This is a genomic window from Phenylobacterium sp. T106, from assembly GCF_057219735.1.
Map to the genome: position 1 here is coordinate 382,600 of NZ_JBXVWA010000004.1, position 13,386 is coordinate 395,985.

15 protein-coding genes are annotated in these 13,386 nt (G+C 71.1%); 6 read left to right on the top strand and 9 right to left on the bottom strand.

What is annotated here, in order from left to right; translation table 11 throughout:
* Window positions 1-46 precede the first annotated feature (46 nt).
* Genes mnmG through AC2D8W_RS12180 form a run of 4 tightly spaced genes read left to right on the top strand, consistent with a single transcriptional unit; the run spans window position 47 to window position 4,280 of the window.
* Entirely contained in the window at window positions 47-1,906 is a 1,860-nt protein-coding gene (mnmG, locus tag AC2D8W_RS12165) for a tRNA uridine-5-carboxymethylaminomethyl(34) synthesis enzyme MnmG (protein ID WP_484671751.1), read from the top strand.
* Window positions 1,903-2,598 carry a 16S rRNA (guanine(527)-N(7))-methyltransferase RsmG gene (rsmG, locus tag AC2D8W_RS12170; RefSeq protein WP_484671752.1) on the top strand — a complete coding sequence of 232 codons (696 nt, stop codon included), beginning with the start codon at window positions 1,903-1,905 and terminating at the stop codon, window positions 2,596-2,598. Before mnmG ends, rsmG begins: the two co-directional genes overlap by 4 nt.
* Entirely contained in the window at window positions 2,582-3,406 is an 825-nt protein-coding gene (locus AC2D8W_RS12175) for a ParA family protein (RefSeq protein WP_293485749.1), read from the top strand. The genes rsmG and AC2D8W_RS12175 overlap by 17 nt, the downstream gene beginning before the upstream one ends.
* 1 nt (window position 3,407) lies before the next feature.
* Entirely contained in the window at window positions 3,408-4,280 is an 873-nt protein-coding gene (locus AC2D8W_RS12180; protein ID WP_484671753.1) for a ParB/RepB/Spo0J family partition protein, read from the top strand.
* Between the two features lie 79 nt (window positions 4,281-4,359).
* On the opposite strand, the gene AC2D8W_RS12185 is transcribed toward AC2D8W_RS12180, so the two are convergent.
* The 5 genes from AC2D8W_RS12185 to AC2D8W_RS12205 form a co-directional block, all read right to left on the bottom strand.
* Window positions 4,360-4,635: an HPr family phosphocarrier protein gene (locus tag AC2D8W_RS12185; RefSeq protein WP_293482986.1), complete on the bottom strand. Its 276-nt coding sequence runs from the start codon at window positions 4,633-4,635 to the stop codon at window positions 4,360-4,362.
* Window position 4,636: 1 nt separating this feature from the next.
* Window positions 4,637-5,041, bottom strand: a complete 405-nt coding sequence (locus AC2D8W_RS12190; RefSeq protein WP_484671754.1) for a PTS sugar transporter subunit IIA — start codon at window positions 5,039-5,041, stop codon at window positions 4,637-4,639.
* 61 nt (window positions 5,042-5,102) lie between these two features.
* Window positions 5,103-5,540 carry an HPr kinase/phosphorylase gene (locus tag AC2D8W_RS12195; RefSeq protein ID WP_484671755.1) on the bottom strand — a complete coding sequence of 146 codons (438 nt, stop codon included), beginning with the start codon at window positions 5,538-5,540 and terminating at the stop codon, window positions 5,103-5,105.
* Window positions 5,537-7,165, bottom strand: coding sequence for a stimulus-sensing domain-containing protein (locus tag AC2D8W_RS12200; protein WP_484671756.1), 1,629 nt, complete (start codon window positions 7,163-7,165; stop codon window positions 5,537-5,539). Before AC2D8W_RS12200 ends, AC2D8W_RS12195 begins: the two co-directional genes overlap by 4 nt.
* Complete coding sequence (locus AC2D8W_RS12205) at window positions 7,134-7,850, bottom strand: two-component response regulator ChvI (RefSeq protein ID WP_293482113.1); 717 nt, start codon at window positions 7,848-7,850, stop codon at window positions 7,134-7,136. The genes AC2D8W_RS12200 and AC2D8W_RS12205 overlap by 32 nt, the downstream gene beginning before the upstream one ends.
* 153 nt (window positions 7,851-8,003) lie before the next feature.
* On the opposite strand from AC2D8W_RS12205, the gene AC2D8W_RS12210 reads away from it, so the two are divergent.
* Window positions 8,004-9,716 (top strand): hypothetical protein, encoded by a 1,713-nt coding sequence (locus AC2D8W_RS12210; RefSeq protein ID WP_484671757.1) that lies wholly within the window; start codon window positions 8,004-8,006, stop codon window positions 9,714-9,716.
* Between the two features lie 14 nt (window positions 9,717-9,730).
* Here the strand turns inward: AC2D8W_RS12210 and pseC are convergent, their stop codons facing one another.
* A complete protein-coding gene (pseC, locus tag AC2D8W_RS12215) occupies window positions 9,731-10,894 on the bottom strand; it encodes a UDP-4-amino-4,6-dideoxy-N-acetyl-beta-L-altrosamine transaminase (protein WP_484671758.1) in 1,164 nt (387 codons plus the stop codon).
* A gap of 1 nt (window position 10,895) precedes the next feature.
* Entirely contained in the window at window positions 10,896-11,948 is a 1,053-nt protein-coding gene (gene pseB / locus AC2D8W_RS12220; protein WP_484671759.1) for a UDP-N-acetylglucosamine 4,6-dehydratase (inverting), read from the bottom strand.
* 89 nt (window positions 11,949-12,037) lie between these two features.
* Here pseB and AC2D8W_RS12225 point away from each other — a divergent pair, with 89 nt between their 5' ends.
* Window positions 12,038-12,433: a Tat pathway signal protein gene (locus AC2D8W_RS12225; protein WP_484671760.1), complete on the top strand. Its 396-nt coding sequence runs from the start codon at window positions 12,038-12,040 to the stop codon at window positions 12,431-12,433.
* Window positions 12,434-12,450: 17 nt separating this feature from the next.
* Here the strand turns inward: AC2D8W_RS12225 and AC2D8W_RS12230 are convergent, their stop codons facing one another.
* Together AC2D8W_RS12230 and AC2D8W_RS12235 are read right to left on the bottom strand one after the other, a co-directional pair.
* The gene (locus AC2D8W_RS12230) at window positions 12,451-12,744 is read right to left on the bottom strand and encodes a 4a-hydroxytetrahydrobiopterin dehydratase (RefSeq protein WP_293482108.1); all 294 of its coding nucleotides are present in this window, start codon (window positions 12,742-12,744) and stop codon (window positions 12,451-12,453) included.
* Window positions 12,741-13,385 (bottom strand): HAD-IA family hydrolase, encoded by a 645-nt coding sequence (locus tag AC2D8W_RS12235; RefSeq protein ID WP_484671850.1) that lies wholly within the window; start codon window positions 13,383-13,385, stop codon window positions 12,741-12,743. The genes AC2D8W_RS12230 and AC2D8W_RS12235 overlap by 4 nt, the downstream gene beginning before the upstream one ends.
* Between the last annotated feature and the right edge of the window lies 1 nt (window position 13,386).

Genomic DNA, 13,386 nt, shown 5'->3' on the forward strand with positions numbered 1-13,386 from the left:
GGGGCGCGCCACTGTTTCACGTGAAACCCGGCCCGCGATCGACTATATGCCGCGCTCCATGACTTGGGATGTGATCGTCATCGGGGGAGGGCACGCGGGCTGCGAAGCGGCCGCGGCGTCGGCGCGCTTCGGCGCGCGCACCCTGCTGCTGACCCACAAGCTCGAGACCATCGGCGAGATGAGCTGCAACCCCGCCATCGGAGGCCTGGGGAAGGGCCACCTGGTGCGGGAGATCGACGCCCTGGACGGCGTGATGGGGCGGCTCGCCGACGCCGCGGGCATCCAGTTCCGCATGCTGAACCGATCGAAGGGCGCGGCCGTCCGCGGTCCGCGCTCCCAGATCGACCGGCGGCTCTACCGCGAGGCCATGCAGGCCGAACTGGCCGCCACCCCCAACCTCGAGATCCGGGCGGAGGCCGTCGAGGATCTGCTGGTCGCGGACGGCCGCGTCACCGGGGTGCTGGGCGCGAGCGGCCAGGCCTACGCCGCGGGCCGCGTGGTGCTGACCACCGGGACCTTCCTGAAGGGCGTCATCCACCAGGGCGAAAGCCGCATTCCCGCGGGCCGCATCGGCGACGCGCCGGCGATCGGCCTGTCGGACCGCCTGTACGCCCTGGGCCTTCGGATGGGGCGGCTGAAGACCGGCACGCCTGCGCGCCTGGACGGGTCGACCATCGCCTGGGACCGCCTGGAGATGCAGTCGGCCGACGCCGACCCGATACCGTTCTCGTTCCTCACCGACCGGATCACGGTCCCGCAGATCCAATGCGGCATCACCGCCACGACGGCCGAGACGCATCGGATCATCGCCGAGCGCCTGGGCGAGAGCGCCGTGTACGGGGGGCGGGTGTCCGGGCGCGGGCCGCGCTACTGCCCGTCCATCGAGGACAAGGTGGTCCGGTTCCGCGACAAGACCAGCCACCAGATCTTCCTGGAGCCCGAGGGCCTGGACGACGACACCGTCTATCCCAACGGCGTCTCGACCTCCGTCTCGGCCGAGACCCAGGACCTGTTCCTGCGCACCATCCCGGGCCTGGAGGCGGTGAAGGTCCGCCGCCACGGCTACGCCATCGAGTATGACTACGTCGATCCGCGGGAGCTCTACCCGACGCTGGAGGTGAAGCGGCTGGCCGGCCTCTACCTGGCCGGCCAGATCAACGGGACCACGGGCTACGAGGAGGCGGGCGCCCAGGGCCTCGTCGCCGGCCTGAACGCGGCCCGGGCGGCGTCCGGCGCCGAGCCCGTGCAGTTCGCCCGGGACGAGGGCTACATCGGCGTGCTGGTGGACGACCTCGTGACGCGCGGCGTGACCGAGCCCTATCGCATGTTCACCAGCCGCGCCGAGTTCCGGCTGACCCTGCGCGCCGACAACGCCGACCAGCGCCTCACGGGTCGCGGCGTCGCGCTCGGCGTCGTCGGCGCCCGGCGCAGCCAGGTGTTTCACGTGAAACATGAGGCGCTTGCGGTGGCGCGAGAGGCGGCCCGGGCGCTGACGCTCACGCCCGCGGAAGCCCAGCGGCACGGCCTCCCGGTCAAGGCCGACGGCCAGCGCCGCAGCCTCAGCGAACTCCTGGCCTACCCGACCATCGGCTTCGAGGACCTCGCCCGCATCTGGCCGCAGATCGGCGCCTGGGACCCCGCGGTGCGGGAGCAGGTGGAGATCGACGCCGCCTATGCCGGCTATCTCGACCGCCAGGCCGCGGACGCCGAGGCCTTCCGGCGCGACGAGGACCTGCGCCTTCCCGCCGAGTTGGACTACGCGGGGATCGGCGGGCTCTCGAACGAGGTGCGCGAGAAACTGGCCGCGGTCCGCCCGCTGACGCTGGGCCAGGCCGCCCGGATCGAGGGGGTGACCCCCGGGGCGCTCACCGCCCTCCTGGCCCATGTCCGCCGCCGCGCGGCATGACCGGCGAACCGGCAAGTCCTCCCCGTCCGGCGGAGGCGGATGGCCGCCAGGGCGGCGAGGCGGACGGGGTCAGGGACGCGCCGAGCTTCGCCCAGGCCAGCGGCGCGAACGAGGCTCAGGTCGCCGCTCTCCAGCGCTTCCTCGAGATGCTGACCGCCGGAAACGCGGTGATGAACCTGGTGGGTCCGGCGACCCTCCCGGATTTCTGGAACCGGCACGCCTGGGATTCCGCCCAGCTCCTGCAGATCGCGCCCGACGCGCGCACCTGGGCCGACCTGGGCGCCGGGGCCGGCTTTCCGGGGCTGGTTCTCGCCATTCTCGGCAAGGGCCGGGCGGGCTTCCACGTCCACCTGGTGGAGAGCATGGCCAAGCGGTGCCGGTTCCTGTCCGAGGTCGTGCGCGAAGTGGACCTCCCGGCCACGGTCCACAACGCGCGCGCGGAAAACCTCAGCCTGCCTGTGGACATCGTGACCGCGCGGGCTTGCGCCCCGCTCCACCGGCTGATGGGGTATGCCCGGCCATACCTCCAGGCCGGCGCGCAAGGCTTGTTCCTCAAAGGACAAGATGTTGCGGCTGATCTGAAGGAGGCTACAAGATATTGGGACTTCGACGCGGACACCCTTCCGTCTCGAAGCGACCCGCGGGGGCGCATCGTGCGCGTGAGGAGGCTGGGACGTGCCAGGAAGGTCTGACCGGGCCCTACGTGTCCTCGTGGTGGCCAACCAGAAGGGCGGCGTGGGCAAGACCACCACCGCCATCAACCTCGGCACGGCGCTGGCCGCCGTGGGCGAGAAGGTGCTGCTCATCGACTCCGACCCGCAGGGCAACGCCTCCACCGGGCTCGGCGTGGGCCGGGCCCTGCGCAAGAAGACCCTCTACGACGTCCTGATGGGCGAGAAGGCGCTGGCCGACGCCATCGTGAAGACCTCGGTGCCCGGGCTCGACCTGGTGCCGGCCGACCCCGACCTTTCCGGCGTGGAGCTGGAGCTGGGCCAGCAGGCGCGCCGCTCGTTCAAGCTGCGCGACGCGATCGCGCCGTTCCGTGCGAACGCCGCCTACACCTATGTGCTCATCGACTGCCCGCCCTCGCTGAACCTGCTCACGGTCAACGCCATGGCGGCGGCCGACGCGGTCCTGGTGCCGCTGCAGTGCGAGTTCTTCGCGCTGGAGGGGCTCACGCAGCTGATGCGGACCATCGACCTGGTGCGCGGCAGCCTGAACCCGGCGCTGGAGCTGCAGGGGGTGGTCCTGACCATGTTCGACCGCCGCAACTCGTTGTCGCAGCAGGTGGCCAACGACGTGCGCGGGCACTTCGGCGAGACCGTCTACCAGACGGTGATCCCCCGCAACGTGCGCGTCTCCGAGGCGCCGTCGTTCGGGAAGCCGGCGCTGGTCTATGACCTGAAGTGCGCGGGCAGCCAGGCGTACCTGAAGCTGGCGCGCGAAGTGGTGCTGCGGGAACGCAGGCGGCGGGCGCAGGCCCAGCTCGAGGTGAGTTGAGATGGCGGAGAACCGCAGGGGACTGGGCCGGGGCCTCTCGGCGCTGCTGGGCGAGGCGGAGGAGATCAGCCACGCCATCGATCCCGCGCAGGGCGTGCGCGAGATCCCGATCGAGCTGGTCCGCGCCAACCCGGAGCAGCCCCGCCGGCATTTCGCCGAGGAGGACCTCGCGGAGCTCGAGGCCTCGATCCGCGACAAGGGCGTGCTGCAGCCGATCCTGGTGCGGCCGGCGCCGGGCCAGCCGGGCGAGTACGAGATCGTCGCCGGCGAACGCCGCTGGCGGGCGGCGCAGCGGGCGGGCCTCAGGGCCGTCCCCGCCTTGGTGCGTGAGCTCGGCGACGTCGAGGCCTTCGAGATCGCCGTCATCGAGAACATCCAGCGCGCCGACCTGAACGCCATCGAGGAGGCGCGCGCCTACGGGTCGCTGATGGGCCGCCTGGGGATCACCCAGGACGAGGTGGCCCGCCGCGTCGGCAAGTCGCGCAGCCACGTGGCCAACACCCTGCGCCTCATCCAGCTCCCCGAGGCGGTGCAGGACCACCTCGTCGCCGGCCGGCTCACGGCCGGCCACGCCCGCGCGCTGCTCACCGCCCCGGACGCCGAGGCCCTCGCCGGACAGGTTGTGGCGCGCGGGCTGTCGGTCCGGGAGACCGAGGCGCTGGCCCGCGGGAACGGGGCGGCCGCCCCGCCGAAGAAGACGTCCGGCCCGCGCAAGGCCAAGGACGCCGACACCGCCGCCCTCGAGGTCGACCTGGAAGAGGCCCTCGGCATGAGCGTCGACGTGGCCGACCGCGGCGGCGTGGGCGAGGTCCGCATCCGCTACGCCAGCCTGGAACAGCTGGACGAGATCTGCCGCCGCCTGACGCGGAACTGATTGCGGCCTGTCATCTGGTTCCGGGTGAAGGCCGGGACCCATCCCTGCGTTCGCCTGCCGGGAAACCGGACGGCGCGGGCTATTCGTCCTCTTCGAAGCGGCCTTCGACCAGATCGGCCAGCGCGGCGACGGCGACGTCGGCTTCCTCGCCCTCCGCGGTGATCTCGATGTCGGAGCCGGGGCCGGCCGCCAGCATCATCAGGCCCATGATCGAACGGGCGTCGACGGTGGTGCCGTCCTTGGTGACCTTCACCTCGGCGTCGAAGGTGGCGGCGAGCTTGACGAACTTGGCGGAGGCGCGCGCGTGCAGGCCCCGCTTGTTGACGATCTCGACGGTGCGGCAGGCTTCGCTCAGCTCACTTCTCTCCGGCCAGGACGTAGGAGGCCACGGAGATGTACTTTCGCCCAGCTTCCTGCGCCGCCGCAACTGCGTCGGCGAGGGGCGCGCGGCTGCGCACCGAGGCGAGCTTGATGAGCATGGGCAGGTTCAGGCCGGCGATGACCTCGGCCTTGGTCTGTTCCATCACCGAGATGGCGAGGTTCGAGGGGGTGCCGCCGAACATGTCGGTGAGCAGGATCACGCCCTGGCCGACGTCCACCCGCCCGCAGGCGGCGAGGATGTCGAGGCGGCGCTTCTCCATATCGTCCTCGGGCCCGATGCAGATCGCCTCGACCGCCGCCTGCGGGCCGACAACGTGCTCCATCGCATACACGAACTCTTGCGCCAGGCGGCCGTGAGTGACGATCACGAGGCCGATCATGCCGGACGATCCAAGGGTATCCCCACCCGAGACGGCGCCTGAGGGAGCGGCGCGAGCCGAGCTAGATACGCCTCTTGTGCGCCGCGTCAAAGGCCTCCATCGCGCGGCCTAACTTCGCAGGGGCGGAGATTTCGAACGGGTCTGCCGCCAGGAGTGGAATTGACGCCCCAAGGATCGTCTCGGTTGCGAAATCGGGGATCCGATCGGGGGCGCCGAGACGGACCTTCAGCACCACCTCGCAGAAGGGGACGGGCGTGGCGGCGATCACGTCGACGCCCCGGACCTCGATCAGGCCCGACAGCGTATCCGGCGCACGGCCGTAGAGGCGGCCCTGCGCGACCCAGAGGATCACCCGGTCGTCCGCCACCAGCCGGAAGCCGTGGTCCAGCGCGCGCAGCGCCAGATCGGACTTGCCCGCGCCCGAGGGGCCCTCGATGAGGACGCCGCGCCAGAGGCCGCCCATCCGCCGGGCGACGAGGCCGCCATGGACGAGGGTCACGGCCCGCTCTCGGGCAGGATCAGGGTGAACATCGCGCCCAGGACCTTGCCGTCGGCCCCGGTGCGGTTCTCGGCGCGCAGCGTGCCGCCGTGCGCCTGGGCGATCTGGCGCGCGATGGAGAGGCCGAGGCCCGAGTTCCCGCCGAACGCCGCGCCCTTCGGCCGCGAGGTGTAGAACCGCTCGAAGACGGTCTCGAGGTTCTCGGGCGGGATGCCGGGGCCGTTGTCCGAGACCGTCGCGATGGCCTCGCCCTTCACCCGCCAGAGGCCGACGGTCACCACGTCGCCGGGCGGGCTGAAGGATCGCGCGTTGTCGATCAGGTTGCGCAGGATCTGGCCCAGCGGCCCCTCGCGGCCCATGACGGTCACCGGCTCCGCGCCCGCCTGAGGGCTGAACGCCACGCTGACGTCGTCCTGCCGCGCGGTCGTCCGGTAGGTCGCGACGATGTCGCCGATGAGGCGGTTCAGGTCGACCGGCTTCGGCTGGTTGCGCGACAGCTCGGCGTCCAGGCGCGACGCGTTGGAGATGTCGGTGACCAGCCGGTCCAGGCGCTGCACGTCGTTCTTCAGGATCGAGAGCAGCCGCTCGCGCGCCGCCGGCTCCTTCACCAGGTCCAGCGTCTCCACCGCGGAGCGCAGCGAGGTGAGGGGGTTGCGGATCTCGTGCGCCACGTCGGCCGCGAAGGCCTCGATCGCGTCCATCCGCTCGCTGAGCGACTGGGTCATGGCCTCGAGGCTTCGGGTGAGGTCGCCCACCTCGTCGTCGCGCCGGGCGAGGTCGGGCAGCGAGATCGCGCGCGCCCGGCCATGGCGCACCCGGTCGGCGGCGCGCGCCATGCGCAGCACGGGCTGCGCCACCAGAGTGTTGAGCAGGAGGGACGAGACCACCGTCACGCCGATGGCGATGAGGATGAAGGGGATCAGCGCCGCCCGCTCGCGCGCGATGATGGCGTCGACGTCGCTGGCCTCCAGCGTGACCACCCCGAGCACCACCCGGACATGCTGGATCGGCAGCGAGACGGACACCACGCGGTCCCCGTCGGCGTTGCGGCGCAGGCCGGCGTGGCGCTGGCCCTTAAGGGCGACGGCGACCTCGCGGGCGAGCGTGGCCTCGCGCTCCTCCTGGGTGGGCGGCGCGGCCCGCGGCATCAGCTCGAAGCCGCGGTCGTCGCGGCCGCGCGCCGCCGGCAGCTCGCGGCTCTCCACCTCGTCGGCCATCCAGTCGGAGTCGGCCACCAGGCGTCCGCGGCTGTCGAACAGCCGTGCGCGCTGGGCCCGCGGATTGGACAGCGTCTGCAGCAGCTCGGTCGCGAGCGCGGCGTCCATCTGGGGCTCGGGCTCGCCCACGGTGGCCGCCTGGTTCAGGATCGAGGCGATGAGCTCGCCCTGGGTCGACAGGCTGTCGATCCGCGCGTTCACCAGCCCGCGGCGCAGCTCGTTGAGCACCAGGGCGCCCGAAATCAGGATCGCCAGGCCCAGCAGGTTGAACGCCAGGATCAGGCGACCGAGCCGCGACCCGGGGAGCCCGGTGAACCTCAGGCCCCGCGGCGGCCGCTGACGGACCGGCCGGACGAAGACCTCGGGTTCCGGGGTCTCAGGACTCCCGGTACCGGTAGCCGACGCCATAGAGGGTCTCGATCGCGTCGAACTCAGGGTCCACCTCGCGGAACTTCTTCCGCATCCGCTTGATGTGGCTGTCGATGGTGCGGTCATCGACGTAGACCTGATCGTCGTAGGCCGCGTCCATCAGGTTGTCGCGGCTCTTCACGAACCCCGGCCGCTGGGCGAGCGACTGGAGGAGCAGGAACTCGGTGACGGTCAGCTTCACGGGCTTGCCGTCCCATAGGCTCTCGTGCCGGGCGGGGTCCAGCGTGAGCTTGCCGCGCTTCAGCGCCCGCGCGCCGGCGTCGGCCGCGGGCGCGGGGCCGGCCGCCTCGTCCGCGTCGCCCCGGCCGGCGCGGCGCAGGACCGCCTTCACGCGCTCGATCAGGAGCCGCTGGCTGAACGGCTTGTGGATGTAGTCGTCGGCGCCGAGGTTGAAGCCGAGGATCTCGTCGATCTCCTCGTCCTTGGACGTGAGGATGATCACCGGGATGTCCGAGGTCCTGCGCAGGCGGCGCAGCACCTCCATGCCGTCCATCCGCGGCATCTTCACGTCCAGGATCGCCACGTCCGGCGGGTCGTTCTCCAGCGCGGCCAGGCCCGAGGCGCCGTCGAAATAGGCCTTCACGGCGTGGCCATGGCTCTCGAGGGCGAGACTGACCGACGTGACGATGTTCTCGTCATCGTCGACAAGCGTAATTTTCGCCATCTGAGGTAGAACTCTCCTTAACCGAAGCTGTGCAACCTATTGGGCCTTCACCGTGGCCTCAATGGGGCCGCGCCCAACGCGGGGCAAGGTCAACGCAGCCTTAAGCTGTTTCCGCGAACGTGGTTCCTGAATTTGGGGGGATCCGCGTTCGCCATGAGCGGGATGACAGTGCATTTCGAGGTCTACATCCGGAAGCTCGCCGGCGGCCCGTGGACGCTCGATCTTGCGACCGAGAACCGCGCCGCGGCGCTTCAGACCGCGCAGGACCTGATGGCCGAGCAGCGCGTGGCTGCGGTCAAGGTCACCAAGGAGGTCTTTGACGAGGAGACCCGCGAGTTCAACTCGGTGGTGATCCAGAAGCTGGGCGCCGCCGACACCGCCGCCAAGTCGGTCCCCAAGGAGGAGCCGCAGCCGCTCTGCGTCACGCCCCAGGACCTCTACACGCTGCACGCCCGCGAGCGGATCGGCCGCCTGCTGGAAGGCTGGCTCGAGCGCAACAACGCGACGCCGTTCGAACTGCTGCATCGGCCCGACCTCGTCGAGAAGCTCGAGGCGGCGGGCACGGACCTCCAGCATGCCATCCAGAAGGTCGCGATCCCCGAGGCCCATGCCCGCTCGATGAGCGTGCACGAGCTGATCCGCATCTTTCACGCGCTCATCGAGCGCGCCGTCGATCGCCTGATGAAGGACCACAAGAAGGGCGTCCTGCCCGACGTGGACCGCGAGGGCTTCGCCGCCGCGGCCGAGCGGCTGGTCCAGGAGCCGGAGCGCGGCTATCTGCTGGGCGCCGGGGTGGCCGCCTCCATCGCGCCGGCCGCCAGCTGGTCCGAGAAGGTCCAGCGCCTCCTCGACCTCGCCGACGCCGCGCCGCAGCAGGGCCCGGCCCGCGCCCTGGCGCTGTCCACGATCCAGCAGCCGCTGGCCGAGATCCTCGAGACCAAGCTCGGGATGAACGACATCATGGGCAAGGGGCGCGACCTGGGCGCCAACCTCGCGGCGATGACGCGCCTGACCGCCTTCGAGGCCGTCGAGGCGCTGATCAAGGTGGAGAAGTCGGTCCAGAAGGTGATGCCGGAGCTGTCGCCCACGGCCCAGCGGCTGGCGAAATGGCTCGCCGGCGAGCATTTCAAGGAGACCCGCGCCGCGGTCGGCCGGCGGATCCTGCGCGAACTGAGCGGCCCGCGCCGACTCTGCCCCGGCGAGGCCGAGCGCGAGATCGACGTGCTGCGGGCGCTGGCCATGTCGCTCACCGCGGCCGCCAGCAACCTGCTGCCGCACGACGACGTGCAGGCCGCCTTCACCGCGCGCTCGCGGACGCTGGTCACCGGCGACTTCGTGGAGGCCTACCTGGGGTCCGGGCGCACGAGCCTGGAAGAGGTCGAGGCGATGATCTGGCTCTCGGAGAACGTCATCGGGCCGGCCAACAAGCGCCAGGCTTCGGGCTGGCTGAAGGCCATCGTGGCTTCCCTGAAGTTCGAGAAGGAAATGTGCGACGGTCACGAGACGCCGGCGGTGCGGCTGTCCCAGCTGGCCGGGCTGTCGCGATCGGTCGCGCGGTGCGGCCTGGTGCCCGAGGACTTCAACCCGATCCAGGAGAAGCTGGGCGACATCGGGGGCGAGATCGAGCGTCGCGCCAAGCTGGCCCAGAGCGTCGCCAACGCGAATGCGCCCGTCCTCCAGCGCCTGACCCTGCTGCTGAAGCTGGCGGCCGGCGAGGCCGCTCCGCAGGGGCCCGCGGCGGCCCGCGCCCGCGCCGAGGTCCTGAAGCTGTTCAAGCAGGACGCGACCCGGGCCGAACTCGCCGCCGCGCCCGAGCAGATGGCCCAGGTGCGCGACCTGATCCAGGCGGCGGGGCTGGCGGCCTGACTCTGGCGGCCTGACTACAGCCGCAGCGTCTCGCGCAGCGCGTCCACCACGCGGCCGACATCGCCGTCCGCCATCCCCGGATAGAGGGGCAGTGACAGGCAGCGTGCGTACCAGGCCTCGGCGCCCGGCAGCGACGGCTCGCCGTAGAGCCCGCGGTAGTACGGCTGGCTGTGCACCGGAATGTAGTGGACCTGGCTGCCGACCCCGCGGGCCCTCAGGCCCTCGACCACGGCGCGGCGGCTGAGCCTGGCGCCCTCGAAATCGATCAGCACGGTCATCAGGTGGAGCACGGGGTCGCTCCAGGTCGGGGTGGCGGCGGGCGTCACCACGGGGGCCAGCGGGGCCAGCGCCTCGACGTAGGCGGCGGCAATCGCGCGGCGGCGCGCCGCGAACGCCGGCAGCTTCCGCAGCTGCGACAGGCCCAGCGCGCAGAGGATGTCGGGCAGGCGGTAGTTGAAGCCCGGCTCGTGCATCTCGTACCACCAGGGGTCCGCGCCCGGCGGCCGCGTCATGCCGTGCGAGCGCAGGGTCCGCAGGCGCTCGGCCAGGGCGGCGTCGTTGGTGGTGACCATTCCGCCTTCGCCGGTGGCGATGGTCTTCACCGGATGGAACGAGAAGGTCGCCATGGCCGAATGGCGCACGTCGCCGATGGTCTCGGCGGCGTTCCCGAAGGTCGCGGTGGTTCCGAGCGCATGCGGCGCGTCCTCCACGAGGACGGCGCCATGCCGGCCTGCCAGCGCCTCCAGCGCCGGAAGCTCGCAGGCGTCGCCGCGCAGGTGCACCGGCAGCACGGCGCGCAGGCGCCGGCCGGCGAGCCTGTCGAGGGCCGCGGCCAGGGTCTCGGGCGTCATCAGCCCGCTGGCCGGATCCACGTCGGCGAAGATCACGTCGGCGCCCACGTAGCGCGCGCAGTTGGCGGTGGCCAGGAAGGTGATCGACGGCGCGATCACCACCTCGCCCGGCTGGACCTTCAGCGCCAGCATGGCCAGGTGCAGCGCCGCCGTGCCGTTGGCGCAGGCGACGGCATGCTTTGCGCCCACCGTCTCGGCGAAGGCCCGCTCGAAGGCCTCCACCGTCGGGCCGGTGGTCAGGAAGTCGCCGCGGAGCGCGGCGGCCACTGCGGCGATGTCGTCGTCATCGATGGTCTGGCGGCCGTACGGAAGGACGCTGTCGGCCACGCTAGTCGCCCGCCCGGCGCCGCCGCTCGCGCGGCCTGTCCTCGTCCAGCATCTTCATCAGGCCGGCGCCGTCGAGCCACTCGTCGTTGGTGTCGGAGGCGTAGCTGAACTCGTCGTCGAGGCGGCGGCCGGGCAGGGGCGCGCGGGTGTACTCGACGAACGCGGGCTCGATGGCGTAGCGGTCGCCCAGGTCCACCGTGTTCCGCGCGTCGTCGACCGAGATCATCATCTCGTGCAGCTTCTCGCCGGGCCGGATGCCGATCAGCTTGGTGGGCATGTCGGGCGCGAGGGTCTCGGCGATCGCGGTCACCTTCATCGACGGGATCTTGGGCACGAAGATCTCGCCGCCGTGCATCAGGTCGAGCGACGAGAGCACGAAGTCCACGCCCTCGCCGAGGGTGATCAGGAAGCGCGTCATCCGGGGGTCGGTGATCGGCAGCTCCGCGGCCTTGCGGGCGATCAGGCGCTGGAAGAACGGGATCACCGAGCCGCGCGATCCGACGACGTTGCCGTAGCGCACGACGGCGAAGCGCGTCCCGATGTCCCCGGCGAGGTTGTTCGCCGCCACGAAGGTCTTGTCCGACGCGAGCTTGGTGGCGCCGTAGAGGTTGATGGGATTGCAGGCCTTGTCGGTGGAGAGCGCCACCACCTGCTTCACGCGGTTGGTGAGGCAGGCCCACACCACGTTCTCGGCTCCCAGCACGTTGGTGTGGATGCACTCCGAGGGATTGTACTCGGCCGCCGGAACCTGCTTGAGGGCCGCGGCGTGGATCACGATGTCGACCCCGCGCAGCGCCAGCGACAGCCGTTCCCGGTCGCGCACGTCGCCCAGGAAGTAGCGCATCGCCATGAGCTTCTCGGGCGGGAAGCGCTCGGCGAAGTCGATCTGCATCTCGCTCTGCTTCAGCTCGTCGCGGGAATAGACGATGAGCTTCCGCGGGCGGGCCCGGGTCAGAACCGTCTCGATGAAGCGCCGCCCGAACGAGCCGGTGCCGCCGGTGACGAGGATGACCTTGCCGTCGAGGTCGAGATTGGTCGGCGCGAATCGGCCCAATGGGCGCTCCAGCGAATCCCTGCGTTGGCCGCGTTTGTTGCAGGCGCGCGTAAAGAGACCGCTAACCATGATCGGCGAGGCTTCAGGCCATGGAACGCCGCCGACTCCTCAGCCTCGCGGCCGCCTCGACCCTGATCCCGGCGCTCGCCCTCGCCGCGGAGGACAAGAAGAAGTCCGGCGGCGGCTCGTATCTGCCTCTCCAGACCCTGCTCGGCACCACCATCCGCTCGAGCGGACGCCGCGGCGTGCTGTCGGTCGACTGCGGGCTGGACGTGCCGGACCCGGCGCTGCGCCTGCGGGCCGAGCAGTCGGCCCCCCGCCTGCGCGCCGCCTACGTGCAGTCGGTCCAGGCCTATGCCGCGGGGCTCTCGCCCGGCGCCCTGCCCAACGCCGACTACCTGGCCCAGCAGTTGCAGCGGCACACCGACGCGATCCTGGGCCGCCCCGGCGCGCGCGTGCTCCTGGGCGCCATCGTCGTGAACTGAGGCCGTCGTCCGCGCGCCTACCCGCCGGCCGCCTCGTTCATGAACGTCGCCAACGTCACGTCCAGCTGGGTCACGCCGTCGGCGTCGTGAGTGGCCAGGGTCACGTCGACGCGGTTGTAGACGTTGAACCACTCGGGGTGATGGTCGAGCTGATCGGCCCGGATCGCCACGCGCGTCATGAAGCCGAAGGCCTCGTTGAAGTCCTTGAACCGGAAGCTTCTGCAGATGGCGTCGCGGTCGCCCTCGACCCTGCGCCAGCCCGGAAGGCCGGCCAGGGCCGCCTCGGCGCCGATCTTCGCCGGCCGGGTCACGGGAACTCGAGCCCCGTCGCCGCGGAGAGCTCGGCCAGCGTCTGGTCGACGTCCACCACCTTGATGGCCTTCATGCCGAGCCCGGCGGCCGGCTTGCAGTTGATGCCCAGGTCGTCGAGGTAGACGCAGTTCTCCGGCTGCACCGCCAGCAGGTCGCACATCATCAGGTAGATGCGCGGGTCCGGCTTGCGCACGCCCGCCTTGCTGCTCTCGATGATGGCGTCGAACAGGGGCATGACGGTCGCCATGGCGCCGGCCATCCGCTGGCCCTCGGCCTGGCCCGGCGAGTGCTCGGACACCACGTTGTTGGTGATGCAGCCCACCTTGAACTGGACCTTGCAGGCCTTCAGCGCCTCGACCATGCGCGGGCGAAGCTGTCCGGACAGCCTCGGCAGGACGTCCGCCCCGCGGATCGGGAAGCCCAGGGCGGTAGACTCTTCCAGGAACAGCTGGTCGAAGCGCGCCGTGTCGATCTCGTTGCGTTCGAACAGGGCCCAGGCGTTGTGGTCGCCGTTGGTGGCGTTCACCCGCCGGATGTGGTCCTTCGGCGCGCCCAGTTCCTCCTCCAGGCGATTGAAGGCCTCGAAGGGCGAGGAGGTGAAGACCCCGCCGAAATCCCAGATCACCGCCTCGACCGCCACG